General features: G+C 60.4%; 22 protein-coding genes. 18 read left to right on the forward strand and 4 right to left on the reverse strand.

Annotated features, from left to right (window positions below; genetic code table 11):
- Positions 1–6: 6 nt before the first annotated feature.
- The 12 genes from HNO86_RS20710 to HNO86_RS20765 all read left to right on the forward strand — a co-directional run bounded on the left by HNO86_RS20710 (position 7) and on the right by HNO86_RS20765 (position 16,133).
- Positions 7–1,449 carry a sigma-54 dependent transcriptional regulator gene (locus tag HNO86_RS20710; RefSeq protein WP_175378794.1) on the forward strand — a complete coding sequence of 481 codons (1,443 nt, stop codon included), beginning with the start codon at positions 7–9 and terminating at the stop codon, positions 1,447–1,449.
- Between the two features lie 755 nt (positions 1,450–2,204).
- Positions 2,205–3,602: a polynucleotide adenylyltransferase PcnB gene (locus HNO86_RS20715; RefSeq protein WP_175378795.1), complete on the forward strand. Its 1,398-nt coding sequence runs from the start codon at positions 2,205–2,207 to the stop codon at positions 3,600–3,602.
- 3 nt (positions 3,603–3,605) lie between these two features.
- Positions 3,606–4,091, forward strand: coding sequence for a 2-amino-4-hydroxy-6-hydroxymethyldihydropteridine diphosphokinase (gene folK / locus HNO86_RS20720; RefSeq protein ID WP_175378796.1), 486 nt, complete (start codon positions 3,606–3,608; stop codon positions 4,089–4,091).
- Positions 4,092–4,457: 366 nt separating this feature from the next.
- Positions 4,458–5,258, forward strand: a complete 801-nt coding sequence (gene panB / locus HNO86_RS20725; RefSeq protein WP_175378797.1) for a 3-methyl-2-oxobutanoate hydroxymethyltransferase — start codon at positions 4,458–4,460, stop codon at positions 5,256–5,258.
- A complete protein-coding gene (gene panC / locus HNO86_RS20730; RefSeq protein ID WP_175378798.1) occupies positions 5,255–6,115 on the forward strand; it encodes a pantoate--beta-alanine ligase in 861 nt (286 codons plus the stop codon). The genes panB and panC overlap by 4 nt, the downstream gene beginning before the upstream one ends.
- A 171-nt stretch (positions 6,116–6,286) precedes the next feature.
- Positions 6,287–6,667: an aspartate 1-decarboxylase gene (gene panD / locus HNO86_RS20735; protein WP_003228271.1), complete on the forward strand. Its 381-nt coding sequence runs from the start codon at positions 6,287–6,289 to the stop codon at positions 6,665–6,667.
- 222 nt (positions 6,668–6,889) lie between these two features.
- Positions 6,890–8,554 (forward strand): glucose-6-phosphate isomerase, encoded by a 1,665-nt coding sequence (pgi, locus tag HNO86_RS20740; protein WP_175378799.1) that lies wholly within the window; start codon positions 6,890–6,892, stop codon positions 8,552–8,554.
- A 193-nt stretch (positions 8,555–8,747) separates the two neighbouring features.
- Positions 8,748–10,685: an acetate--CoA ligase gene (gene acs / locus HNO86_RS20745; RefSeq protein WP_175378800.1), complete on the forward strand. Its 1,938-nt coding sequence runs from the start codon at positions 8,748–8,750 to the stop codon at positions 10,683–10,685.
- Between the two features lie 66 nt (positions 10,686–10,751).
- On the forward strand, positions 10,752–11,624 hold the full coding sequence (locus tag HNO86_RS20750; protein WP_175378801.1) for an oxygenase MpaB family protein: 873 nt from the start codon (positions 10,752–10,754) through the stop codon (positions 11,622–11,624).
- A gap of 149 nt (positions 11,625–11,773) precedes the next feature.
- On the forward strand, positions 11,774–12,790 hold the full coding sequence (locus tag HNO86_RS20755) for a class I SAM-dependent rRNA methyltransferase (RefSeq protein ID WP_175378802.1): 1,017 nt from the start codon (positions 11,774–11,776) through the stop codon (positions 12,788–12,790).
- A 92-nt stretch (positions 12,791–12,882) separates the two neighbouring features.
- Positions 12,883–15,837 carry a DUF748 domain-containing protein gene (locus HNO86_RS20760; protein ID WP_175378803.1) on the forward strand — a complete coding sequence of 985 codons (2,955 nt, stop codon included), beginning with the start codon at positions 12,883–12,885 and terminating at the stop codon, positions 15,835–15,837.
- A complete protein-coding gene (locus HNO86_RS20765) occupies positions 15,837–16,133 on the forward strand; it encodes a DUF2845 domain-containing protein (RefSeq protein ID WP_175378804.1) in 297 nt (98 codons plus the stop codon). The genes HNO86_RS20760 and HNO86_RS20765 overlap by 1 nt, the downstream gene beginning before the upstream one ends.
- A gap of 208 nt (positions 16,134–16,341) precedes the next feature.
- Here HNO86_RS20765 and HNO86_RS20770 read toward each other — a convergent pair whose 3' ends face one another.
- Both HNO86_RS20770 and HNO86_RS20775 read right to left on the reverse strand, forming a co-directional pair.
- Positions 16,342–16,695, reverse strand: coding sequence for a BON domain-containing protein (locus HNO86_RS20770; RefSeq protein ID WP_175378805.1), 354 nt, complete (start codon positions 16,693–16,695; stop codon positions 16,342–16,344).
- A gap of 312 nt (positions 16,696–17,007) precedes the next feature.
- The gene (locus HNO86_RS20775) at positions 17,008–17,409 is read right to left on the reverse strand and encodes a pilin (protein ID WP_175378806.1); all 402 of its coding nucleotides are present in this window, start codon (positions 17,407–17,409) and stop codon (positions 17,008–17,010) included.
- A gap of 227 nt (positions 17,410–17,636) precedes the next feature.
- Here HNO86_RS20775 and pilB point away from each other — a divergent pair, with 227 nt between their 5' ends.
- The 5 genes from pilB to yacG are packed head-to-tail and all read left to right on the forward strand — an operon-like array spanning position 17,637 to position 22,248.
- Positions 17,637–19,334, forward strand: coding sequence for a type IV-A pilus assembly ATPase PilB (gene pilB, locus HNO86_RS20780; RefSeq protein WP_175378807.1), 1,698 nt, complete (start codon positions 17,637–17,639; stop codon positions 19,332–19,334).
- Positions 19,335–19,336: 2 nt separating this feature from the next.
- Positions 19,337–20,554 (forward strand): type II secretion system F family protein, encoded by a 1,218-nt coding sequence (locus HNO86_RS20785; RefSeq protein ID WP_175378808.1) that lies wholly within the window; start codon positions 19,337–19,339, stop codon positions 20,552–20,554.
- 1 nt (position 20,555) lies between these two features.
- Positions 20,556–21,428 (forward strand): A24 family peptidase, encoded by an 873-nt coding sequence (locus tag HNO86_RS20790; protein ID WP_175378809.1) that lies wholly within the window; start codon positions 20,556–20,558, stop codon positions 21,426–21,428.
- Positions 21,425–22,048 carry a dephospho-CoA kinase gene (gene coaE / locus HNO86_RS20795; RefSeq protein ID WP_175378810.1) on the forward strand — a complete coding sequence of 208 codons (624 nt, stop codon included), beginning with the start codon at positions 21,425–21,427 and terminating at the stop codon, positions 22,046–22,048. The genes HNO86_RS20790 and coaE overlap by 4 nt, the downstream gene beginning before the upstream one ends.
- Complete coding sequence (gene yacG / locus HNO86_RS20800) at positions 22,045–22,248, forward strand: DNA gyrase inhibitor YacG (RefSeq protein ID WP_175378811.1); 204 nt, start codon at positions 22,045–22,047, stop codon at positions 22,246–22,248. Before coaE ends, yacG begins: the two co-directional genes overlap by 4 nt.
- Before the next feature lie 38 nt (positions 22,249–22,286).
- Here the strand turns inward: yacG and HNO86_RS20805 are convergent, their stop codons facing one another.
- Entirely contained in the window at positions 22,287–22,976 is a 690-nt protein-coding gene (locus HNO86_RS20805; RefSeq protein WP_175378812.1) for an energy-coupling factor ABC transporter permease, read from the reverse strand.
- 214 nt (positions 22,977–23,190) lie between these two features.
- Between HNO86_RS20805 and HNO86_RS20810 the strand changes: the two genes are divergently transcribed.
- Positions 23,191–23,433 carry a DUF2790 domain-containing protein gene (locus HNO86_RS20810; protein WP_175378813.1) on the forward strand — a complete coding sequence of 81 codons (243 nt, stop codon included), beginning with the start codon at positions 23,191–23,193 and terminating at the stop codon, positions 23,431–23,433.
- 8 nt (positions 23,434–23,441) lie between these two features.
- Here HNO86_RS20810 and HNO86_RS20815 read toward each other — a convergent pair whose 3' ends face one another.
- Entirely contained in the window at positions 23,442–24,710 is a 1,269-nt protein-coding gene (locus HNO86_RS20815; protein WP_175378814.1) for an OprD family porin, read from the reverse strand.
- Positions 24,711–24,716 lie beyond the last annotated feature (6 nt).

Below are 24,716 nucleotides of genomic sequence, written 5' to 3' on the forward strand. Positions count from 1 at the left end.
GAATCAATGCCGCACATTTTGATCGTCGAAGACGAAACCATTATCCGCTCTGCCTTGCGACGCCTCCTGGAACGCAATCAGTACCAGGTCAGCGAAGCCGGATCCGTGCAGGAAGCACAAGAACGCTTCACCATTACCACGTTCGACCTGATTGTCAGTGACCTGCGTCTGCCGGGCGCACCGGGCACCGAATTGATCAAACTCGGCCAAGGTACGCCTGTACTGATCATGACCAGCTACGCCAGCCTGCGCTCGGCAGTGGATTCGATGAAGATGGGCGCGGTGGACTACATCGCCAAGCCTTTCGACCACGATGAAATGCTCCAGGCTGTCGCGCGCATCCTGCGCGATCGCCAGACGCTGCAAGCCAGCGGCGAACCCGTGGCAGCCGGCAAAGCCGCTAATGGTGCGGCCAAATCGGGCACCGACAACAGCAACGGCGAGATCGGCATCATTGGTTCCTGCCCACCGATGCAGGACCTTTACGGCAAGATCCGCAAAGTTGCTCCCACCGATTCCAACGTGCTGATCCAGGGCGAGTCCGGTACCGGTAAAGAACTGGTGGCCCGCGCCCTGCACAACCTGTCCAAACGCGCCAAGGCGCCGATGATTTCGGTGAACTGCGCGGCCATTCCGGAAAGCCTGATCGAGTCCGAGCTGTTCGGTCACGAAAAAGGTGCGTTCACCGGCGCCAGCGCCGGGCGTGCTGGCCTTGTGGAAGCGGCGGACGGCGGCACCCTGTTCCTCGACGAAATCGGCGAACTGCCACTGGAAGCCCAGGCGCGTCTGCTGCGCGTACTGCAGGAAGGCGAGATTCGCCGGGTCGGCTCGGTCCAGTCGCAAAAGGTCGATGTGCGCCTGATCGCCGCGACCCACCGTGACCTCAAGAACCTGGCGAAGATCGGCCAGTTCCGTGAAGACTTGTACTACCGCCTCCACGTGATCGCCCTGAAACTGCCGGCCCTGCGCGAGCGTGGTGCCGACGTCAACGAAATCGCCAATGCGTTCCTGGCGCGTCAGAGCGCGCGGATCAACCGCACCGACCTGAAATTCGCCCCCGACGCCGAACAAGCCATTCGCCATTACTCATGGCCGGGTAACGTTCGTGAACTGGAAAACGCCGTCGAGCGCGCGGTGATCCTGTGCGAGAGCCCGGAGATTTCCGCCGAGCTTTTGGGCATCGACATCGAACTGGGCGATCTGGAAGACGACGAGTTCATCGGCCTGGCCCCGCAACAGGGCGCCAGCACTGCCGCCAACAGCAATCATGAGCCGACCGAGGACCTGTCGCTGGAAGACTATTTCCAGCACTTCGTACTCGAGCATCAGGATCACATGACCGAAACCGAACTGGCCCGCAAGCTGGGGGTCAGCCGCAAATGCCTGTGGGAACGCCGCCAGCGCCTGGGCATTCCACGGCGCAAGACCGGTGTGGCCAGCGAGAGCTGAACCACAGCTGTCTGATGTGCGGGTAACACCGTGATTTTGTGAAAAAACTGTTACCTCAGATTTTTCACGTAACAGAAGCCGGGGTTTACGGTAACGAAACCCCGGCTTTTTTTCGTCCTCAAAAACCTGCCACACACGTCCAACCCCTTGTTTTATTGGGGTTTGCAAAAGTTGGCACGCACCCTGCTATATGTTTGGTACAAGAACAATAACAAGCAACGTACAAGACAATAAAAATAAGACGAATCGACTCACGCACAATAAAAACAAGACGGCGAGAGGCGCAGCTAACTGATTCTTTTGGAGAGGCGTTGTATTTGGGGCTTGCCCCACGACCAGGCCGAGAACAACAAAAAACTGTCTTAAGACAGAGCCTGTACTGGTTGGATCGAAAGATCACTGCAATTCAGCGACCAAAGCAATCCGTTTGCTCTTGGCTCCCGATTGGGAGGGTCATGAAGGAAAGCTTCATGGCATGGGCACTTAACAAAAACAAAAAGCCCGAAACCAATAACAAAAATAGAGCATGCAACTACTTCTTGGGGAGCTTCGGCTCCCCTTGTAGTTTCTGTCTTGCCGACAAATCCGGTTCCCCGCGTCATCGTTCGCATCCATTGCGAGCACGCTCGCTCCTACACAGGGGCAGCTCATATTTTCTGCGTCCTACACCATCCCCCGACTAAATGCTAGAATCCCGGCCCATCATGCGGTCAATTCTTCGTTTTGGCCGAACATTCCTTCAAACAGTGCATCCCATGCTGAAGAAGCTGTTCCAGTCATTCCGTCCCCCCGTGCGTCGCACGCAACACATTCGCAGCACGCCTGAAGTGCTCAACAGCGGCCAACATTCGCTGCAGAAGGCGCAATTCAGCCGTTACGCGGTGAATATCGTCGAACGCCTGCAAAGTGCCGGTTACCAGGCCTATCTGGTCGGCGGTTGCGTGCGCGACATGCTGCTGGGCATTACCCCGAAAGATTTCGACGTCGCCACCAGCGCCACTCCCGAGCAGGTCCGCGCCGAGTTTCGCAATGCGCGCATCATCGGCCGCCGTTTCAAGCTGGTGCACATCCACTTTGGCCGCGAAATCATCGAAGTCGCGACCTTCCGGGCCAATCACCCGCAAAACGAAGAGGACGAAGACAGCAACCAGTCTTCGCGCAACGAGAGCGGGCGCATCCTGCGCGACAACGTCTACGGCACCCTGGAGGAAGACGCGCAACGTCGCGATTTCACCATCAACGCCCTGTATTACGATCCGGTCAGCGAGCGCATCCTCGACTACGCCAATGGCGTGCACGACATTCGCAATCACCTGATCCGCCTGATCGGCGATCCGAAGCAACGCTACCAGGAAGATCCGGTGCGCATGCTGCGGGCCGTGCGTTTTGCGGCCAAGCTGAATTTCGGGATCGAGAAGCACAGCGCCCTGCCGATTCGCGAGCTGGCGCCGATGCTGCGGGAAATCCCGGCGGCGCGCCTGTTCGAGGAAGTGCTCAAGCTGTTCCTGTCCGGTTACGCAGCGGACGCCTTCGAGATGCTGGTCGACCTGCAACTGTTCGATCCGCTGTTCCCGGCCAGCACCGAGGCCCTGGAACACAACCCGACCTACACCCACACCCTGATCAGTGAAGCGCTGATCAACACTGACCTGCGCATCAAGCAGAACAAGCCGGTCACACCGGCGTTCCTGTTTGCCGCCCTGCTGTGGCCTGCCCTGCCGGCGCGCGTACTGCGCCTGCAGGAACGCGGCATGCCGCCGATTCCGGCGATGCAGGAAGCGGCGCACGAGCTGATTGCCGAACAGTGCCAACGCATCGCGATTCCAAAACGCTTCACCATGCCGATCCGCGAGATCTGGGACATGCAGGAGCGCCTGCCACGCCGCAGCGGCAAACGCGCCGACCTGTTGCTGGACAACCCGCGCTTCCGTGCCGGCTACGACTTCCTGCTGCTGCGCGAGAGCGCGGGCGAACAGACCGATGGTCTGGGCGACTGGTGGACGGACTATCAGGACGCCAATGAAAGCGAGCGCCGCGACATGATTCGCGACCTCAGCGGCAAGGATGAAGGCACCGGCGGGCCACGCAAGCGTCGCCGCAGCGGCGGGTCCAAGCGCAAACACGCAGCGGGCGTATCGGGTAGCGGCGAGTAATCCATGGAACGCATCTACATCGGCATGGGCAGCAACCTGGCTGAACCTGCCGAACAGCTGCGCAGCGCTGTTACCGCGCTGGCGCAGCTGCCGCAAACGCAACTGGTGGGGGTCTCGGCCTTCTATCAAAGCGACTCGTTGCTGCCCGGCCAACCGCGTTACACCAACGCCGTCGCCGCCCTCGACAGCCGCCTCGCGCCGCTGGAGCTTCTCGATGCGCTGCAAGCCATCGAGAACGGACAGGGCCGCGAGCGCCTCGAGCGCTGGGGCCCGCGCACCCTGGACCTGGACATCCTGCTGTTCGGCGATCGCCTGATCGACGAGCCACGGCTCAAGGTCCCGCACTATCACATGCAGGAACGGGCCTTCGTACTGTACCCACTGGCCGAACTGGCACCTGCGGATCTGCGCCTGGCCGATGGCCGCACCCTCGCGGACCTGCTCGCGGCCTGCCCGTTCGTCGGCCTGGAACGCTTGCCCCAAGCCTGATCGAAATCCCCTGTGGGAGCGGGCTTGCTCTCGAATGCGGTGTGTTATCCGACATCATTGCCAGCAGACACACCGCATTCGCGAGCAAGCCCGCTCCCACATTGGTTTGCGCCATTTCCTACAGAATCTGCTGAATCGCATCAGTCCCCTTCGGTAACAACCCTGACGTAACAATGCGGTAACACATGCAATTGACTTCCCGGGTTCTCCTCACGACTATAGGCGTCCCGCTGCCGTCAACACGGCACTAAAAGGGCGCAATCCAGGCCTTATAAGCACGACAAAAGACCGTGCGCCTGAGTAGATGACGAATCACGCGCGTTACTCGCAGTAGTTTCCAGAGCGCCTGAACGAGGATTTTTTGACATGCCAGCCATCACCCTGACCACGCTCCAGAGCCTCAAGCAGAAAGGTGAAAAGATCACCATGCTGACCTGCTATGACGCGACCTTCGCCCACGCCTGCAATCAGGCTGGCGTCGAAGTGCTGCTGGTGGGCGACTCCCTGGGCATGGTTCTGCAGGGCCACGACAGCACCCTGCCGGTCACCACCGCCGAAATGGCGTACCACGTAGCGGCGGTCAAGCGCGGTAACACCGATGCGCTGATCCTCGCCGACCTGCCTTTCATGGCCTATGCCACCACCGAACAAGCCATGACCAACAGCGCCCTGTTGATGCAGGCCGGTGCGCACATGATCAAGGTCGAAGGTGCGTTGTGGCTGGCCGATTCGATTCGCCTGCTGGCCGAGCGCGGTGTGCCGGTGTGCGCGCACCTGGGCCTGACGCCGCAAGCGGTGAACATCCTCGGCGGCTACAAGGTCCAGGGCCGTAACGAAAACCAGGCCCGCCAGATGCGCGCCGACGCCATTTCCCTGGAACAGGCCGGGGCCGCCATGCTGCTGCTCGAGTGCGTGCCGAGCGAACTGGCCGAAGAAATCACCCAGGCGGTGAGCATTCCGGTGATCGGCATCGGTGCCGGCCATCGCACCGATGGCCAGGTATTGGTCCTGCACGACATGCTGGGTCTGTCCATTACCGGTCGCGTGCCCAAGTTCGTGAAGAACTTCATGGCCGGCCAGGAAAGCATCCACGGCGCCCTGAGCGCCTACGTCACTGAAGTCAAAGCGGCGACCTTCCCTGGCATCGAACATGGATTCTCTGCATGAACACCGTAAAGACCGTACGCGAACTGCGGGCCGCCGTTGCCCGCGCCCGTAGCGAAGGCAAGCGCATCGGCTTCGTGCCGACCATGGGCAACCTGCACAGCGGGCACGTCGCGCTGATCACCAAGGCGACCCAGCGGGTCGATTTCGTGGTCGCGAGCATTTTCGTCAACCCGCTGCAATTCGGCGCCGGCGAAGACCTCGACAAATACCCGCGCACCCTCGCCGCGGACCAGGAAAAGCTGCTCGAAGCCGGTTGCGACCTGCTGTTCGCGCCAACGGTCGAAGAAATGTACCCCGACGGCATGACCGGCCAGACCCGCGTCAGCGTCCCGCAATTGTCCGAAGGCCTGTGCGGCGCCAGCCGTCCGGGGCACTTCGAAGGCGTGGCGACCGTGGTCAGCAAGCTGTTCAACATGGTCCAGCCGGACCTGGCGATTTTCGGCCAGAAAGACTTCCAGCAACTGGCGGTCATCCGCGCCCTGGTGCATGACCTGAACATGCCGATCCAGATCATCGGCGAGCCGACCGTGCGTGCCGCCGACGGCCTGGCGCTGTCGTCGCGCAACGGTTTCCTCAGCGAAGAGCAGCGCGCCACCGCGCCCGTGGTCTATCGCACCCTGAGCCAGATTGCCGAAGCGATCAAACAGGGCGAGCGGGATTTCCCGGCGCTGATCGCCGCGCAGATCAAACAGCTCGAAGCGGCTGGTTTGCGCCCTGACTATCTGGAAATCCGTCACGCCCTGACGTTGCGTCCGGCGACGGCGGAAGATCGCGACCTGGTGATCCTGGTGGCCGCTTTCCTCGGCACCACGCGGTTGATCGACAACCTGCATCTGAACCTCGATACACCCGCCTGAACAAAACCCACTGTGGGAGCCGGCTTGCTCGCGAACGCGGAGTGTCATTCAACCTCACCGTTGACTGACACCCTGCATTCGCGAGCAAGCCCGCTCCCACATAGGGATCTGCTGCGCCTCAAACCCACCGGGCCAACCGCCCACTGTTCGATACCGACCTGGGAAACACTCATGCACGCCATCATGCTCAAAGCCAAGCTGCATCGCGCCGAAGTCACCCACGCTGTACTCGATTACGAAGGTTCCTGCGCCATTGATGGCGAGTGGCTGGACTTGTCCGGCATCCGTGAATACGAACAGATCCAGATCTACAACGTCGACAATGGCGAGCGTTTCACCACCTATGCCATTCGTGGCGAAGAAGGCTCGCGCATGATTTCGGTCAACGGCGCGGCCGCGCACAAGGCTAAAGTGGGTGATCGCGTGATCATCTGTGCCTACGCCCACTACAGCGAAGCCGAATTGCTCAACTTCAAGCCACGCATGCTGTACATGGCGCCCGGCAACGAATTGAGCCACACCAGCAACGCCATTCCGGTCCAGGTCGCCTGATTCGAGCCTGCCTTGGCCGTTTGTCGGACGGTTTCTAACTGGATGTTAAAAAAGTACCGGAAACGGGTCAGACAAAGTCAAGACAGATCATTGCGCGGGGTTTACTGTAGTCGCCCTGCGCCATGAAATCGTGTCGACGCAGGCGACCGGAACGCCCACCCATAGCGCTCCGGGATTTTTTGTGTTCAAAAGGCCGTTCAAGTAATAAGGAAACCCGCAGCGATGGCGTACTACCGCACTCCTCATGACGTTACCGCTCTGCCCGCCTGGCAGGCGTTGAATGACCACCGCCAAGCCATGCAGGATTTCAGCATGCGCGAGGCCTTCAATGCCGATCCGCAGCGTTTCACTCAATTCACCCTCAGCAGCTGCGGCCTGTTTCTCGACTATTCGAAGAACCTGATCAACGCCCAGACCCGCGACCTGCTGGTGGGTCTGGCCAACGAAGTCGACCTCAAGGGTGCGATCAAATCGCTGTTCGACGGCGAGATCGTCAACGCCTCCGAAGGTCGTCCTGCCCTGCACACCGCGCTGCGTCGTCCGGTCGGCGACAAGTTGTCGGTCAACGGCGTCAACGTGATGCCGGAAGTGCACAAAGTGCTGAACCAGATGACCGACCTGGTGGGCCGCATCCACGACGGTCTGTGGCGCGGTTACACCGAGAAGCCGATCACCGACGTGGTGAACATCGGCATCGGTGGCTCCTTCCTTGGCCCCGAGCTGGTGTCCGAAGCCCTGCTGGCCTACGCCCATAAGGGCGTGCGCTGCCACTATCTGGCGAACATCGACGGCAGCGAATTCCACGAGCTGGCCATGAAACTGCGCGCCGAGACCACGCTGTTCATCGTCTCGTCGAAATCCTTCAACACCCTCGAAACCCTGAAGAACGCCCAGGCCGCCCGTGCCTGGTACCTGGCCCAGGGTGGTTCGGAAGCCGAGCTGCACCGTCACTTCATCGCGGTCTCGAGCAACAACGCCGCGGCTGTGGCGTTCGGTATCCGTGAAGAGAACATCTTCCCGATGTGGGACTGGGTCGGCGGGCGTTACTCGCTGTGGTCGGCCATCGGTCTGCCGATTGCCCTGGCCATCGGCATGTCGAACTTCAAGGAGCTGCTGTCCGGTGCCTACACCATGGACCAGCATTTCCAGAGCGCACCGTTCGAACAGAACATGCCGGTGCTGCTGGCGCTGCTCGGCGTCTGGTACGGCAACTTCTGGGGTGCGCAAAGCCACGCGATCCTGCCGTACGACCACTACCTGCGTAACATCACCAAGCACCTGCAACAGCTGGACATGGAATCCAACGGCAAGAGCGTGCGTCAGGACGGCAAGCCGGTTTCGACCGATACCGGTCCAGTGATCTGGGGCGGCGTGGGCTGCAATGGTCAGCACGCCTACCACCAGTTGCTGCACCAGGGCACCCAACTGATCCCGGCCGACTTCATCGTGCCGATCGTCAGCTTCAACCCGGTGGCCGACCACCACCAGTGGCTGTACGCCAACTGCCTGTCGCAGAGCCAGGCGCTGATGCTGGGCAAGACCCTGGCCGAAGCCGAGACAGAACTGCGCGACAAGGGCATGGACGAAGCCGATGTGCAGAAACTCGCACCGCACAAGGTGATTCCGGGCAACCGTCCGAGCAACACCCTGGTGGTCGAGCGCATCAGCCCGCGTCGTCTGGGCGCGCTGGTGGCCATGTACGAGCACAAGGTCTTCGTGCAAAGCGTGATCTGGGGCATCAACGCCTTCGATCAGTGGGGCGTGGAGCTGGGCAAGGAACTGGGCAAGGGCGTCTACAACCGCCTGGTCGGCAAAGAGGAAACCGAGGCTGAAGATCCGTCCACTCAAGGGCTGATCAACTACTTCCGCGGGCGTCATCGCGGGTAATCCTCCAACCCCGTCCCCGTAGGAGCGAAGCTTGCTCGCGAATCAGACGATTCGGTGTATCAGGTACACCGCGACATCGTTCTTCGCGAGCAAGCTTCGCTCCTACAGGGGGTGTTTAGCGCATGACTTGAACCAGCCGGGCACTCGGCGCATCTTTATTACCTGTTGACCACAACAAGAATAAGGAACCGTCATGTTCGATATCAGCACGTTCCCCAAAGCCGATGCCGTCCGCCGGGCTGCACAACTGAGTCAAGACGACTACCACCGCCTCTACCGCGAATCCATCGAACACCCCAGCCAGTTCTGGTCCGAACAGGCCAACCGATTCCTCGACTGGATCGCCCCCTGGAACACCGTCCAGCGCTATGACCTGAAAACCGGCGAGGCCAGCTGGTTTGCCGGGGCCAAGTTGAATGTCAGCTACAACTGCATCGACCGGCACCTGGAGACACGTGGCGATCAGGTCGCGATCATCTGGGAAGGCGACGATCCCGCCGATTCCACCCAAATCACCTACAAACAACTGCATCAGAACGTCTGCCGCCTGGCCAACGTGCTCAAGAGCCGTGGCGTGAAAAAAGGCGATCGGGTGTGCATCTACATGCCGATGATTCCCGAAGCGGCCTACGCCATGCTCGCCTGCTCGCGCGTCGGCGCGGTGCATTCGGTGGTGTTCGGTGGTTTCTCTCCTGATTCCCTGCGCGACCGCATTCTCGATGCCGATTGCCGCACCGTGATCACCGCCGATGAAGGCGTGCGCGGCGGCAAGCTCGTGCCACTCAAGCAGAACGTCGACAAGGCCCTGCAAAGTTGTCCGAACGTCAGCACCGTGGTCGTGGTCGAGCGCACCAAAAATCAGGTGAACTGGGTCGAAGGCCGGGACATCTGGTATCACCAGGCCCTGCGCGAGGTCAGCGACGACTGCCCACCCGAACCGATGGACGCTGAAGACCCGCTGTTCATCCTCTACACCTCCGGCAGCACCGGTAAACCCAAGGGCGTGCTGCACACCACCGCCGGTTATCTGCTGCAAGCGACGATGACCTTCAAATACTGGCTGGACTACCGCGACGGTGAAGTCTTCTGGTGCACCGCCGATGTCGGCTGGGTCACCGGCCACAGTTACATCGTCTACGGCCCATTGGCCAACGGCGCCACGACCCTGATCTTCGAAGGCGTGCCGAGTTACCCGAGCGTCTCGCGTTTCTGGCAGGTCATCGACAAGCACAAGGTGAATATTTTCTACACCGCCCCCACTGCCCTGCGCGCCCTGATGCGTGAAGGCCCGGAGCCGCTGAAGGGCACCTCCCGCGCCAGCGTCAGACTGCTCGGCACCGTCGGTGAGCCGATCAACCCGGAAGCCTGGGAATGGTATTTCCACACCGTTGGCGAAGAGCGTTGCCCGATTGTCGATACCTGGTGGCAGACCGAAACCGGCGGCATCATGCTCAGCCCCCTGGTCAGCGCCCAACGGATCAAGCCCGGCTGCGCGACTAAGCCCATGTTTGGCGTGCAACCGGTGTTGCTCGATGAACAAGGCAAGGAAATCAAGGGCGCCGGCAGCGGCGTGCTGGCGATCAAATCCAGCTGGCCGGCGCAGATCCGCACGGTCTATGGCGATCCGAAACGGATGGTCGACACCTATTTCAAACCCTATCCCGGCTACTACTTCACCGGCGACGGCGCACGCCGCGATGAAGACGGCGACTACTGGATCACCGGGCGTATCGACGATGTGATCAACGTCTCCGGGCACCGCATCGGTACCGCCGAAGTGGAAAGCGCCCTGGTGCTGCACGACAGCGTGGCCGAGGCGGCGGTGGTCGGTTATCCCCACGACGTCAAAGGCCAGGGCATCTATGCCTTCGTCACGCCCATGAACGGTGTGGAATTCGGTGACGATCTGAAGAAAGAACTGCTCTCGCTGGTCAGCAAGGAAATCGGCAGCTTTGCCAAGCCGGACCTGATCCAGTGGGCGCCGGCCTTGCCGAAAACCCGTTCCGGCAAGATCATGCGCCGCATCCTGCGCAAGATCGCCTGTAACGAGCTGGACAGCCTGGGGGACACTTCGACCCTGGCCGACCCGAGCGTCGTGCAGGGCCTGATCGACAAGCGCCTGAACCAGTAAAACCCTGAACCAGAAAAGCATGCGCGGCCTTCACCGGCCGCGCCGTCCTTACACAACCGAGTCGCCATGGAATTCATCCGCAGCCGCATCGAAACCCAAATTATGAGTCTGACCGGCCTGTCCCTGGGCAAGCTGGACCTGGAAAACCCCAAAGGCGATCCCGGTCTGTTCGGGCCTGATTCGATCAGTTGGCAGGTGCATGGCGATTTCAGCAGCATGCTCATCGGCGGCATCAGTGCCTTGATGCTGCAGGCACTGCACCCGCTGGCCCTGGCGGGCGTGTGGGACCACTCGAATTTTCGCGAGGACATGCTCGGCCGGTTGCGGCGCACCGGGCAGTTCATTTCCGGGACCACTTTTGGCTCAAGCAGGGATGCCGACTGGCTGATCGAGAAAGTGCGGACCATTCACCTGCAGATCACCGGCATCGCGCCCGATGGCCGGCCTTACGCCGCCAGCGATCCGCAGCTGTTGACCTGGGTGCATGTGGCCGAGGTCAACAACTTTCTGGCTGCGCATCTGCGGTATCGCAATCCGCATTTATCGCTTGCCGATCAGGATCGCTATTACGCGGAGATCGCGTTGGTCGCGGAACGTTTGGGGGCTCGAGATGTTCCACGCTCGCGGCAGGAAATTGCCGAGTACCTGGAGCGCATCAGGCCGCAACTGCTGTGTGACGAGCGCAGTCGTGAAGTGCTGCGGCTGTTGCTGAACGCGCCCTCGCCGAGTCGACTGGCCAAGCCTTTCGGCGGGTTGATGATGCAGGCCGGGATTGATCTGTTGCCGGATTGGGCCAGTGACTTGCTCGGCGTCAGCCAGAGTCCGCTGCAACGCAAGCTGATCCGCGCCAGCGTCAACCGCAGCGCACCGATGCTGCGCTGGGCGGTGCGCAATGGCTCGGTGCAGCGGGCGAAGCGGCGGATGGGGCTTTTGACCTGATTGAAAGCATCGCGAGCAGGCTCGCTCCCACAGGGTTCTGTGTCGGATATTGGATTTGTATTCAACCCCCTGCTCGCGATGGCAGCCCCTCGGTCCCGCGCCAAGCTGCTAAACTCCCGCGCCAAATTCCCACCTGCAAGGCGCCCAGCATGTCTTCCTTGAATCAGGCGCTGCGCGCCGCCCTTGAACGTCGCCAGGACCTGTTGGCTGAACTGCACAGCCAGGGCACCGACTGCTATCGGCTGTTCCATGGCAGCCAGGAAGGCGCCGGCGGCCTGACCATCGACCGCTACGGTCCGCAATTGATGGTGCAGAGTTTCCACCAGACGCTGGAGCGCGACGCGCTGCTGCAACTGCACGAGATCGTCAATCGGCACCTGGGCATCGACAGCCTGCTGGTCTACAACGACCGCTCCCGGGGCAACTCGCGCATCGACCGCGAAGACAGCGTCTACCGCGCCGAGGAAGCCGCCCTGCAGGACCTGGTCGGTCACGAATGGGGCCTCAACTACCGGGTGCGCGGGCGTCATGCCGGGCAGGATCCGCTGCTGTTCCTCGACCTGCGCAACGCCCGCGGCTGGGTCAAGGCCCACAGCCAGAACAAAAGCGTGCTCAACCTGTTCGCCTACACCTGTGGTGTCGGCCTCAGCGCCGCGGCCGGTGGCGCTCGCGAGGTGTGCAATCTGGATTTCGCCGAAGGCAACCTGGCGGTCGGTCGTGAGAACGGCCAGCTCAACCCGCAACTGCCGACCATGGAATTCATCCAGTGCGACTATTTCCCTGCCATTCGCCAACTGGCCGGACTGCCGATCAGTCAGCGTCGCGGGCAAAAACTGCCGAGCTATCCGCGCCTGGAGCAACGCCAATATGATCTGGTGCTGCTCGATCCGCCGGCCTGGGCCAAAAGTGCTTTCGGCACCGTCGACCTGTTGCGCGACTACCAGAGCTTGCTGAAACCGGCACTGCTGGCCACCGCCGACAACGGCGTGCTGATCTGCTGCAACAACCTGGCAAAGGTCAGCATGGACGACTGGCGCGAACAGGTTTTGCGTTGCGCGGAAAAAGCCGGGCGGCCGGTGCGGGAGTGGAGCGTGATGAAACCGGCGGATGACTTCCCGTCGATGGACCAGCAGCCACCACTGAAAACCCTGATCCTGCAGCTTTGATTTGCGTCAGACTTATCTGAATCTGCATTGCGGGGCGATTGTTTCGGAACCGCAAACGCGTGCCATACTCCAAGGCACTCCGATTCAGACAGATGAAGCCACGCATGTACAAAGGATTGATTCGCGCCGTCGGCGCATTGTTGACTGCTCTGGCCCTCTACAGCCTGCTGGGCTTTCTGATTTTGCCGGGCGTCGCCCTGCGTATCGCCAATCAGCAATTGGCCAACTACGCCACGACGCCCGCGTCCTTGCAGCGAATCGAACTCAATCCGTTCAGCCTTGAAGTGACCCTTTGGGGCCTGAACATCGGCGAGCCGGGCAAGGAACAGATCGGTTTCGAACGCCTGTACGCGAATCTGAGCCTGGACAGCCTGTGGACCAAAGCCGTGCATCTGTCGGCTATCGAACTGGACAAATCCAAGACCGAGGTCGTGTTTGGCAAGGACGGCAAACTCAATCTGCTCGGATTGTTCAAACTGCCACCCAGCGACCCCACCCCGGCCGATCCCGAGGCCAAGCCTTTTCCACTGCGCATAGACAGCATCAAGCTGGCGGGTGGCGGCGTACATTTTCTGGATGAACGCCCCAGCGAGCCCATCGAATTCGTCTACGACCAACTCGACTTCGAGCTGAAGAACCTCAGCACCCTGCCCGAGGACAGCGCCGACATGACCCTGGTGGCGGTCGGTCCCAACGGCGGGCAGATCGACTGGACCGGCAATTTCAGCCTCATTCCGCTGTCCTCCGAGGGCAAGTTGAAACTCACCGAAGGCAAGATGAAAGCCTTCTGGCCCTATGTGCGCGATGCGGTGCCGCTGGTGCTGGAGAACGGCGTGGTCAGCCTGAGCACCGACTACAAGCTCAACCTGTCCAAGGAAACCGAACTGCTGCTGAGCAATGTCTCGGCCACCATCGCACCCTTCGCCATCAAGGCGCCTGACGGTCGGCCACTGGTGAAACTGGAACGACTGGACGTCAGTGAAACCACGGTCGACCTGGCGAAACAGCAAGTCGTCGTCGGCAAGATCCGCAGCAACAAACTGGAAACCTGGGCAGCCCTGGAAGCCGATGGCCAACTCGACTGGCAGAAGCTGTTCGCCAGCCAGCCGTCCAAGCCCGCGGCCAAAGCCAAGGCTGACGAGGAGCCGGCCAGCGCTCCGGCGGCGGCAGACTCACCGAAACCCCCAGCGCAACCTTCCAAACCCTGGCAGGTACTGCTCAACGATGTGCAACTGCGCAATTACCAGGTGCATCTTGCTGACCGCAAAGCCCAACCCGCCGTGGCTCTGGAACTGGGTCCGCTTAATCTCGACCTGCAGAAGTTCGACAGCCTCAACGGCTCGCCCTTCCAGCTCAAGCTCGATACCGGCGTGGGCAAGCAAGGCAAGCTCAGCGCCGAAGGCGAGGTCAACCTGGCGCCAGTGACTGCCAGGCTCAATGTGAAAACCAGCGACATCGACCTGCGTGTCGCGCAGTCCTACATCAACCCGTTCATTCGCCTGGAACTGCGCAGCGGCATGCTCGGCAGCGATCTGGCGGTCAATCTGAAAAGCACCGAGCCGCTGGCCCTCGGCGTTACCGGCCGCGCGCAGATCGATCAGCTGCACACCCTCGACACCCTGAAAACCCGCGACTTCCTCAAGTGGCAGCAGGTGGTGGTCGACGGTCTTAACTATCAGCATGGCGACAGCCTCTCGATCGACAAGATCAACCTGCTGCAGCCCTATGCGCGGTTCATGATCAACGATGATCGCACCACCAACATCGACGACCTGCTGATTCCGCAACCGGCGGATTCCGCTGCCAAGCCCGCGGCCAGCAAGCCTGCGACCAAGGAAAAACCGCTGGGCATCCATATCGGCGGCATCGTCATCAATGACGGCTCGGCCAACTTCGCCGACTTCAGCCTGACGCCGAATTTCGCCACCGCCGTTCAGGAACTCAATGGCCAGATCGGCACCATCGACAGCCGGCAGGCCAAACCGGCCAGCGTCGACGTCAAGGGCAAAGTCGACCGCTACGCACCGGTGACCATCAAAGGCTCGCTCAACCCGTTCGACCCGATGGCCAGCCTCGACATCGCCACCAGCTTCAAACGCGTTGAGCTGACCACGCTGACACCCTACTCCGGCAAGTTCGCCGGCTATCGCATCCGCAAGGGCAGGCTCAATCTGGACCTGCACTACAAGATCACCAAGGGCCAGCTCCAGGCCGAAAACAAAGTGGTGGTCGAGCAGCTGCAGCTGGGTGAGAAGGTCGACAGTCCGGACGCGGTCAGCCTGCCACTGAAGCTGGCGATTGCCTTGCTCAAGGACGTCGATGGCAAGATTTCCATCGAACTGCCGGTGTCCGGCGACTTGAACAACCCGCAGTTCAGCGTCATGCCGATTGTCTGGCAGACCCTGCGTAACCTGATCGTCAAGGCGGCCGCCGCGCCGTTCAAACTCATCGGTGGCCTGGTGGCCGGTGGCGGTTCGCAGGATCTGGGTACGGTCGCGTTCGAGCCGGGCTCCAGCGACCTGAGCAAGGACTCCGAAGCGGCGCTGGTCAAACTCTCCAATGCCCTGAAAGAGCGCCCTGCCCTGCGCCTGGAAATCGAAGGCACCGCGGCCAAGAGCAGCGACGGTCCGCTGATCGCCGAGCAGCGCCTGGAGCGTGAGTATCAATACAACTACTACAAAATGCTCCAGCGTCGCGGCGACAAGGTCCCGGCCCAGGCATCCATGCTGCAAGTGCCGGAGAGCGAGAAAGGCCCGCTGCTGGAAGGGATCTATCGCACGCGCCTGAAGGCTCAGCCGCCGGCCGAATGGACGGATCTGGGCAAGGAAGAACGCACGGCGAAGATGCGCGAAGGCGTGATCCAGTTCTGGAGTTCCAGCGAAGTGCTGCTGCGCCAGCTGGGCCAGGACCGCGCCAGCAGCATCAAGGATTACCTGGTGGACAAGGGCCAGCTGGCTGACGATCGCGTGTACTTTATCGATGCGCAGTTGGGCGAGGCGGAGAAAGACGGCAAGGTCATCACCCCCATGCATCTGGATGCCGAATGATGGGCCGGCGATTGTTATTCGCGCTGGTGCTGGCGACATCTGCCAGCCCGGCACTCGCGGCGGATACGCTGCGCTGTGGCAGCCAGTTGATCAGCGTCGGCGACCGCGCGGGGGAAGTGCTGCAGAAATGCGGCGAGCCGGTCAGCCGCGATCTGCTGGGCTACAAGCGCAGTGCCAATCGGCGGGAAGAGTTTCCGGTCGAGGAATGGACCTACGGGCCGAAAAGCGGGATGTATCAGTTCCTGCGGTTCGAGGGGAATCGGCTGACGCAGATCACCAGCAAACGCGGCAATTAAGCCTGACACAAAACCAAAATGTGGGAGCGGGCTTGCCCGCTCCCACATTGGTGATGTATCGCCCCCGAAATAAAACAGGCCCCGACATCCATATCGGGGCCTGTAATGGCCACTTCCCTGTGGCCGTTCGCATGAACCTTCAGAGGCGACAGACGTATTGCTCGGCCCGCCTGCCGCGTCTTCTCCCAGTCCAGGCGAGAAGCTTGCCTTACTCGGCTTTCAGGCCGTCAGCGGAGACCGCCTTGACGCCTTTGATTTTCTTGGTGATCGCCACGGCGGTGGCTTTCTGGGACTCGGTCACGGCAGTGGTGGACGACAGGGACACAACGCCTTTGTTGGTCTCTACCTTGATGTCGGTGCCAGGAATGCCTTTTTCGGTGACCAGGTCACTTTTGACTTTGGTGGTAATCCAGGTATCGGAAGTAGCTTCCTTGGCTTTGGTCATTTCACCGGCTGCCAGCGTCATTGGCGCCTGAGTGGCTTGAGTCTGTGCGAACGCAGCATTGGCCATGGTCAGGGTCAGCGCGGTAGCAGTAGCGGCAGCGATAGCGAACTTCTTCATACGAGTAACTCCTGTTTTTCTGGAAATTCTGCTGGATGTCTTTTTCAGCAGGGTTGCCAGAGATATTGCGAACGCTGTGCCAAGTTTGAGACAGACAATAAAACGTTAAAAATCAATAAGTTATGAAAACAGGGTTTTTTCGGAATCATGCAAATTGCATGACTTGGAATTTCTCGACTTGCAAGTTGCCAGTTTTAAAGAAGGCTTAAGGCCATGAAATATGGGAAGTTTTCTCTTTTACTCTGGCGCTGGAATAAAAAATGCCCCGTACGGTGAAGTACGGGGCATTTTTTGTTCAGGAAAAGTAGTGGGTTAGCCGCCGCAACCCTTCGGCGCATATTCTGCGGCAACACTTGTAGTGCAAGTCCAGCCTTTTGTAGCGTCCCGAGCCAGTGTAACGGTCGCACCTGAAATGACCGACGGAGCACCTACCAGTGTGCAGACCATCCCGGTTGTCGTGCCTGTCGCAGCGGTAAACTTGCAGTTCTGTGTGTCGCCACCCGGGGCAAATACTGTAACGGCGGGGGCAGCCGTGCCCGAATTGACCGCATCCTCATAGTTGACCTTCAACGTCGAAAGCTCCGCAACACCCGCCGTCACCTTCGCCCGCGCCTGATACTTCGAATAAGCCGGAATCGCAAACGTCGCCAGAATCCCGATGATCGCCACCACGATCAGCAGCTCGATCAGGGTAAAACCTTTTTGAGTCTTCATAGACAGCCTCCGTGCATGAGTAGGAATCTCATGATCTGAACCTGTCTCAGCACAGCCCATGCCAAGGCCCGCAAGCCCAATTGGCGGGGGCGTGGAAAGGCGCCAGCCCACCGTCCAGCCCCCAGGATCCGCACTATCTGACACTTTTTGTCACCTGAGCGCCGCTGGTTTGGCTCCTTCGCTTGACTAGGCTATAAGTCATCCAACGGTCTTCCCCCGGATTCCCAATGAATGACATCGCCTTAAGCGGTCTGGCCAAACAGTTGGTGCTGGCCGAACTGCTCACTGACAAAAGCGCGCAACAGGCGTCGCAGCAGGCCCAGCGCAACCGCATCTCGCTGGTCAGTTATCTGGTGCAGAACAAACTGGTGAAAAGCCGTCAGGTCGCCGAGATTGCCTCGGAACACTTTGGCATGGCCTTCCTGGACCTCAATCACCTCGACAAGGAAACCCAGCCCAAGGGACTGGTCAGCGAGAAACTCGTGCGCCAGCACCACGCCTTGCCACTCTGGCGGCGTGGCAACAAGTTGTTCGTGGGGATTTCCGACCCGACCAATCACCAGGCCATCAACGACATTCAATTCAGCACCGGCTTGAGCACCGAAGCGATCCTGGTCGAAGAAGACAAGCTCAGCGACGCCATCGAGAAATTCTTCGACACTCATTCCAGCGGTCTGGAAGAGATGGGAGACGTTGACCTCGATGGCGTGGACATCGAATCGGACGACGACCGCCAGGACACCATCGTCGGCCAGGATGCCGATGACGCGCCAGTGGTGCGCTTCGTTCACAAGATGCTGCTCGATGCGATCAGGAGCGGCTCCTCGGACCTTCATTTCGAGCCCTACGAGAAGAACTACCGTGTGCGCGTGCGTACCGACGGCATCCTGCATGAGGTCGCCAAGCCGCCGATCCAGTTGTCCAGCCGCATCGCGGCAAGGCTCAAGGTCATGGCCAGCCTCGACATCTCCGAGCGCCGCAAGCCTCAGGACGGCCGGATCAAGATGCGCCTGTCGAAAAGCCGATCCATCGATTTCCGGGTCAACACCCTGCCCACCCTGTGGGGTGAAAAGGTGGTGATCCGGATCCTCGATCCGTCCAGCGCGCAGATGGGCATCGACGCACTAGGATACGAACCCGAGCAACAAGCGTTGTACATGGAGGCGCTCAAGCAGCCACAAGGGATGATTCTGGTGACCGGCCCCACCGGTTCCGGCAAGACCGTTTCGCTCTACACCGGCCTGAATATTCTCAACACCGTGGACATCAATATCTCCACCGCCGAAGACCCGGTGGAGATCAACATGGAAGGCATCAACCAGGTCAACGTCAATCCCAAACAGGGTATGGACTTCGCCCAGGCGCTGCGCTCGTTCCTGCGTCAGGACCCGGACGTGATCATGGTCGGCGAGATCCGCGACCTGGAAACCGCGGAAATCGCCATCAAGGCCGCCCAGACCGGGCACCTTGTGCTGTCGACCCTGCACACCAACAGCGCCGCGCAAACCCTGACCCGCCTGCACAATATGGGCATCCAGGGCTTCAACATCGCCACCTCCGTGAGCCTGATCATCGCCCAGCGCCTGGCGCGCAAGCTGTGCAGCCATTGCCGGGTGCCCCTCGACATTCCCCGGGAGGCCTTGCTCAAGGAAGGGTTCCCCGAGGAACGCATCGGTACTTTCACGATCTATGGGCCGGCGGGTTGCGATCACTGCAACGGCGGTTACCGGGGGCGCGTGGGGATCTATGAAGTGGTGAAGAACACGCAGGACCTGCAGCGGCTGATCATGGCCGAGGGCAACGCACTGCAAATCGATGAGCAGATGCGCAAGGACGGCTTCGATGACCTGCGCACCTCGGGCCTGCACAAGGCCATGCAAGGCATCACCAGCCTTGAAGAAATCAACCGGGTCACCAAGGACTGAACATGGCGGTCAAAGCAGCAAAAGTCAGCACCTACGCCTGGGAAGGCACCGACCGTAAAGGCACCAAAGTCACGGGCGAATTGAGCGGCGTGAACCCTGCGCTCATCAAGGCGCAACTGCGCAAGCAAGGCATCAACCCCGGCAAGGTTCGCAAAAAATCGCCTTCGCTGCTCAAACTGGGCAAAGGCATCAAGGCCAAGGACATCGCCCTGTTCACCCGGCAGATGGCGACCATGATGCGTGCCGGCGTGCCGCTGTTGCAGTCGTTCGACATCATCGGCGAAGGCTTTGAAAACCCGGCCATGCGCGCGCTGGTGGACGAGGTCAAACAGGAGGTTGCGGCCGGCAACAGCTTCGCCGCGGCCCTGCGCAAAAAGCCCAAGTACTTCGATGAGCTTTACTGCAACCTGGTGGATGCCGGTGAGCAGGCCGGTGCCCTGGATACCCTGCTCGAGCGGGTGGCGACCTACAAGGAAAAAAGCGAAAGCCTCAAGGCCAAGATCAAGAAAGCCATGACCTACCCGCTGGCAGTCATCTTCGTTGCTGCCATCGTGACCGGGATTCTGCTGGTCAAAGTGGTGCCGCAATTCGAATCGGTGTTTCATAACTTTGGCGCTGAATTGCCGACATTCACCCTGATGGTCATCAGCCTTTCGAAGTTCATGCAGCAATGGTGGTGGATGACGCTTGGCGGCTTGATCGCGGCGATCTTTGCGGTTCGTCACGCCCTCAAGACCTCCCAGGGCTTTCGTAATCGAACGGATGCCTGGCTGCTGAAAGTGCCTCTGGTTGGCACTCTGTTGTACAAATCCGCCGTGGCCCGTTTCGCCCGCACCCTGTCGACCACCTTCGCTGCTGGCGTGCCCCTGGTCGAGGCGCTGGACTCCGTGGCCGGTGCCGCCGGCAACGTGGTGTTCAAGCGCGCGGTGCTGCGCATCAAACAGGACGTGTCCACCGGCATGCAGTTGAATTTCTCCATGCGTGCCTCCGGCATTTTTCCGACCATGGCGATCCAGATGACCGCCATCGGCGAAGAGTCCGGCGCGCTGGATGACATGCTGGAAAAGGTCGCGGGCTTCTATGAAGACGAGGTCGACAATATGGTCGACAGTCTCACCAGCCTCATGGAACCGTTCATCATGGTGGTGTTGGGTGTTATCGTCGGCGGCCTGGTGGTTGCGATGTACCTGCCCATCTTCCAACTCGGCTCAACGATCTGACATGCCCCTGAACGAAATCATGACGCTCTACCCGCTGGCATTCGTGGTGATCACCGGGCTGGTGGGGCTGCTGGTCGGCAGCTTTCTCAACGTGGTGATCTGGCGCCTGCCGAAGATGCTCGAACGCGAATGGCGGGTGCAGGCCCATGAGATCCTCGGGATGCCGGAGCAAACACCGCAGCCCACCTACAATCTGCTGCTGCCCCACTCCCAGTGCCCGCGCTGCGAACACCGGATCCGCGCCTGGGAAAACATTCCCGTCATCAGCTTTCTGTTTCTGCGCGGGCGCTGTTCCGCCTGCGCCACCCCCATCAGCAAACGCTACCCTCTTACGGAGCTGGCCTGCGGCCTGTTGTCGGCGTTCGTCGCCTGGCATTTCGGTTTCGGCTGGCAGGCCGGCATGGTGTTACTGCTGACCTGGGGCCTGTTGGCCATGAGCCAGATCGATGCCGAGCATCAACTGCTGCCGGATGTGCTGGTGCTGCCACTGCTGTGGCTGGGACTGATCGTCAACAGCCTCGAACTGTTCGTCTCGCTGCACGACGCATTGTGGGGAGCCATTGCCGGCTACCTGATGCTCTGGTCGGTGTTCTGGGTGTTCAAGCTGATCACCGGCAAGGACGGCATGGGTCATGGCGACTTCAAGCTGCTGGCGATGTTCGGAGCCTGGGGTGGCTGGCAGATTCTGCCGCTGACCATCCTGCTGTCGTCCTTCGTCGGAGCGATCGTCGGCGTGATTTACCTGCGCCTGAGCCAGGCAAAAACCTCCACACCCATCCCCTTCGGCCCCTATCTGGCGATTGCCGGCTGGATTGCCATGCTCTGGGGTGGTCAAATAACCGACTTCTATTGGCAGTTTGTCGGTTTGAAATGAATACCCCTGCGCAAAAACCCTGGATTCTTGGCCTCACCGGTGGCATCGGCAGCGGCAAAAGCGCCGCTGCCCAGCACTTCATCGACCTGGGTGTGCACGTGGTCGATGCCGATCATGCTGCGCGCTGGGTCGTGGAGCCGGGCCGTCCGGCGCTGGCGAAAATCGCCGAACATTTCGGCCCCGGCGTGTTGCAGGCCGACGGTCAGCTGGATCGCGCGGCCCTGCGTAAACTGATCTTCGAAGTAGCGGATGAACGCCGCTGGCTCGAAGCCCTGCTGCATCCGTTGATCGCCGAGGAAATCGCTCATCACCTGGCGCTGGCAAAATCACCTTACGCCATTCTGGTTTCACCGCTGCTGATCGAATCCGGCCAGTACGCCATGACCCGGCGGGTGCTGGTGATCGATGCTCCCGAACAGCTGCAGATCGAACGCACCTTGCAGCGGGACCAGACCAGCGAAGAGCAGGTCCAGGCGATCCTCAAGGTCCAGTCCAGTCGCCAGGATCGCGTCAGCCATGCCGACGATGTGGTGGTCAACGACCGCGACCTCGCCTGGCTGCACAGCGAAGTCGAGCGCCTGCATCACTTTTACCTAACTTTGTGTGGAGGCCAGTCATGAGCCAGTACCCGACCGTCGAATGCCCGACCTGCGGCGCCCCCGTGGAATGGAGCCCCGAAAGCCTGTTCCGGCCCTTCTGCTCCGACCGTTGCAAGCTGATCGACCTGGGCGCGTGGGCCTCGGAAGAGCACAAGATTCCAGTGGCCCCGGATGCCGAAGACGAAATGTTCAGCGGCGACTTCGAACCGCGCCATCACTGATATCGGGAGCACACTGTCGATCCCGGGCCTGGACAGACTCAGGACCCGGGATCGTCGTCCTTCCACGGCGCCGACAGATAGCGCGTGCGATTGAAAGTCTCCAGCCATTCCGGGCAGAACACCACCAGCGCGCTGACCACCATGCCGTTGATGAACGCCTCGGGAAAAATGATCAGCCACAAATAGCCGATGAAATCCTCGAGCCAGTACGGCATCGCAAAACGCTCGTCGAACCACAGCACCGTAAGCGCCAGCAACAGGCACAGCAACGCCGACAACGCCGCGGCGAAGAAACCGGAAACGAAGATGTACACGAAGAGATTGCGCGGCTGCGCGCGCTCGACCGCAATCGCACAGCACTCGGTGACCAGCACCGGCAGCAGAATGAACAGTGCGCCATTGACCCCCATCGCCGTCAGGTCCTGACGCCCCAGCAGCACCAGCCCTGTTTGCGCAATCAGCCCACCGACGATCGCCAGCGGCCAGTCGAGCAGCAGCGTTACCGCGGTCATGCCGATGAAGTGATAGGACACGCCGGTATCGAAATCCCGCCGCACCAGCCACAGCAGAAACAGCGCGAACACCGTGCCGAGGACCTGATGCTGACGACGGCTGTCGGTGAACAGCTCGACCCAGGAAGCACGGCAGATCGCCCAGATCAGCACCGGTACGTAGATCAGCCAACCCAGCGTGAGGGTTTCGGGTGACAGCAACTCGACGCCGATCATGCAGGGCTCACTCCTTGGAAGAGATCCCAGTCTACACCGCGCCCACAACCCCTGTAGGAGCGAGCAGGCTCGCTCCCACAATTGAATCAGCATGTTTGCAGTGACAGCGTGATTGTTACGCATTTCGCAAGACTGAATCGGATCCAGCCATCTTTATCGCGCAAGGCCAATACCTAAAAATTCAGACATCAGGATCAACCCGGAATGCAGAAAAATGAAAACATTGACCAGCCTGTTTCTGACCCTCGTCGCTACCACGGCCATGGCCGCCGACAACCAGCCTTCCGCCGTCCCTTACAACCCCGCGCAACCGCTGGACATTGCCAAGGTGGTTTCCGTATCGGATACCGCAAACGCCTGCGGCGTGGTGCCGGCGACCATGGTGTATGTGGATCATCAGGGTCAGACCCATCGCGTGACCTACGAGGTCATGGGCAACTGCACCAGCAATCTGTGATCAGCCGTTCATAGCAGGGTCCAGGTGTACATCAGGATCAAGCGGTTCTCATCGATATCACTGCGGTAGTTGGAGCGCGCCATGGCATTGCGCACACGGATGCCGAGGCCCTTGAGGCTGCCGCTCTGCAAGACGTAACCAATATCCAGATCGCGCTCGCGATCCTTGCCCTCAAAACCCTTGCCGGTGTCGACGTTATTGCCCGAGATATAACGCACGGTACTGGTCAGGCCCGGTATGCCGAGGGCGGCAAAATCGTAGTCATAACGTGCCTGCCATGAACGCTCGTCAGTGAAGGCGAACTCGTAGGTCGGCACCTCGTTGCCCAGTGGCGAGATGTTGGCAAAGACCCGCGGGAACGCCGTGTCGCCATACATCGCCTGATAGCCGACATAGAACGTGTGACCGCCACGCTTGGCCGACAGCAGGGAGAAGAACGCCTGGTTGTCGATATTGCCCAACAGCTTCTTGCCGTCCTCACGGGAATCGAAGTAGCCGAGGTTGGCGCCCAGAACCCAGTCGCCCATCGGCTCGCTGTGCTTGAGTCCGAGAAAGCGCTGGTTGTAGATATCTTCCAGTTGCCCGTACCAGGCACTCACCGACGTGCGTTTCTCATTGAAGGCGTAATCAGCGCCGGCAAAATTGAAGCCGTCGCTGCTGACCTGACGTTGCGGCACATGGCCGAGCATGGCCTGCATTTTTTCATCCCCCGCCTCGTTGCGCAGGCTGGTTGAACTCAGGTGGCCGGCCTGCAGGGTCAGACCCGCGATCTCGTTCGAGGTGATGCCCGCCCCCTGATAACTCAGCGGCAGCAGACGAATATCGCTGAACACCAGCACTGGCAGATTGGGTTGCAGCTCCCCCGCTTTCAGTTCGGTTTTCGAGAAACGCATTTTCAATGCGCCTTCCAGACGGCTGTAATTGCTCGGCGCACGCCCATCATCGCCCACCGGCAGCAAACCGGTGTTGACCCGATCCGGACTGCTGTCGAGCCTGAGCCCAAGCAGGCCGATCACGTCCACGCCGAAACCGACGGTGCCCTGGGTGTAACCCGATTTGACGTTGAGGATGAAACCCTGCGCCCACTCTTCGGCCTTCGATTGCAGGTTTGTCCCGACGATGTCCGAGTAGTCCCGGCTGAAGTAGTAATTGCGCGCTTGCAAGGTGGCGGTGGTGTCTTCGATGAAGCCTTTTTCGGCGGCTATCGCGCCGGTGGAAAAACTCGAGGCGACAGCCAAGGACAACACGGAACCGGTTGCTGGAAAAATCTGTTTCATCGTTTT

It is taken from the genome of Pseudomonas sp. C1C7, from assembly GCF_013359595.1.
In the GTDB taxonomy this organism is placed as follows: domain Bacteria; phylum Pseudomonadota; class Gammaproteobacteria; order Pseudomonadales; family Pseudomonadaceae; genus Aquipseudomonas.

Coding starts and splice junctions, on each gene's coding strand:
- HNO86_RS20710 (WP_175378794.1), top strand. CDS start 7: ATGCCGCACATTTTGATCGTCGAAGACGAAACCATTATCCGCTCTGCC.
- HNO86_RS20715 (WP_175378795.1), top strand. CDS start 2,205: ATGCTGAAGAAGCTGTTCCAGTCATTCCGTCCCCCCGTGCGTCGCACG.
- folK (WP_175378796.1), top strand. CDS start 3,606: ATGGAACGCATCTACATCGGCATGGGCAGCAACCTGGCTGAACCTGCC.
- panB (WP_175378797.1), top strand. CDS start 4,458: ATGCCAGCCATCACCCTGACCACGCTCCAGAGCCTCAAGCAGAAAGGT.
- panC (WP_175378798.1), top strand. CDS start 5,255: ATGAACACCGTAAAGACCGTACGCGAACTGCGGGCCGCCGTTGCCCGC.
- panD (WP_003228271.1), top strand. CDS start 6,287: ATGCACGCCATCATGCTCAAAGCCAAGCTGCATCGCGCCGAAGTCACC.
- pgi (WP_175378799.1), top strand. CDS start 6,890: ATGGCGTACTACCGCACTCCTCATGACGTTACCGCTCTGCCCGCCTGG.
- acs (WP_175378800.1), top strand. CDS start 8,748: ATGTTCGATATCAGCACGTTCCCCAAAGCCGATGCCGTCCGCCGGGCT.
- HNO86_RS20750 (WP_175378801.1), top strand. CDS start 10,752: ATGGAATTCATCCGCAGCCGCATCGAAACCCAAATTATGAGTCTGACC.
- HNO86_RS20755 (WP_175378802.1), top strand. CDS start 11,774: ATGTCTTCCTTGAATCAGGCGCTGCGCGCCGCCCTTGAACGTCGCCAG.
- HNO86_RS20760 (WP_175378803.1), top strand. CDS start 12,883: ATGAAGCCACGCATGTACAAAGGATTGATTCGCGCCGTCGGCGCATTG.
- HNO86_RS20765 (WP_175378804.1), top strand. CDS start 15,837: ATGGGCCGGCGATTGTTATTCGCGCTGGTGCTGGCGACATCTGCCAGC.
- HNO86_RS20770 (WP_175378805.1), bottom strand. CDS start 16,695: ATGAAGAAGTTCGCTATCGCTGCCGCTACTGCTACCGCGCTGACCCTG.
- HNO86_RS20775 (WP_175378806.1), bottom strand. CDS start 17,409: ATGAAGACTCAAAAAGGTTTTACCCTGATCGAGCTGCTGATCGTGGTG.
- pilB (WP_175378807.1), top strand. CDS start 17,637: ATGAATGACATCGCCTTAAGCGGTCTGGCCAAACAGTTGGTGCTGGCC.
- HNO86_RS20785 (WP_175378808.1), top strand. CDS start 19,337: ATGGCGGTCAAAGCAGCAAAAGTCAGCACCTACGCCTGGGAAGGCACC.
- HNO86_RS20790 (WP_175378809.1), top strand. CDS start 20,556: ATGCCCCTGAACGAAATCATGACGCTCTACCCGCTGGCATTCGTGGTG.
- coaE (WP_175378810.1), top strand. CDS start 21,425: ATGAATACCCCTGCGCAAAAACCCTGGATTCTTGGCCTCACCGGTGGC.
- yacG (WP_175378811.1), top strand. CDS start 22,045: ATGAGCCAGTACCCGACCGTCGAATGCCCGACCTGCGGCGCCCCCGTG.
- HNO86_RS20805 (WP_175378812.1), bottom strand. CDS start 22,976: ATGATCGGCGTCGAGTTGCTGTCACCCGAAACCCTCACGCTGGGTTGG.
- HNO86_RS20810 (WP_175378813.1), top strand. CDS start 23,191: ATGAAAACATTGACCAGCCTGTTTCTGACCCTCGTCGCTACCACGGCC.
- HNO86_RS20815 (WP_175378814.1), bottom strand. CDS start 24,710: ATGAAACAGATTTTTCCAGCAACCGGTTCCGTGTTGTCCTTGGCTGTC.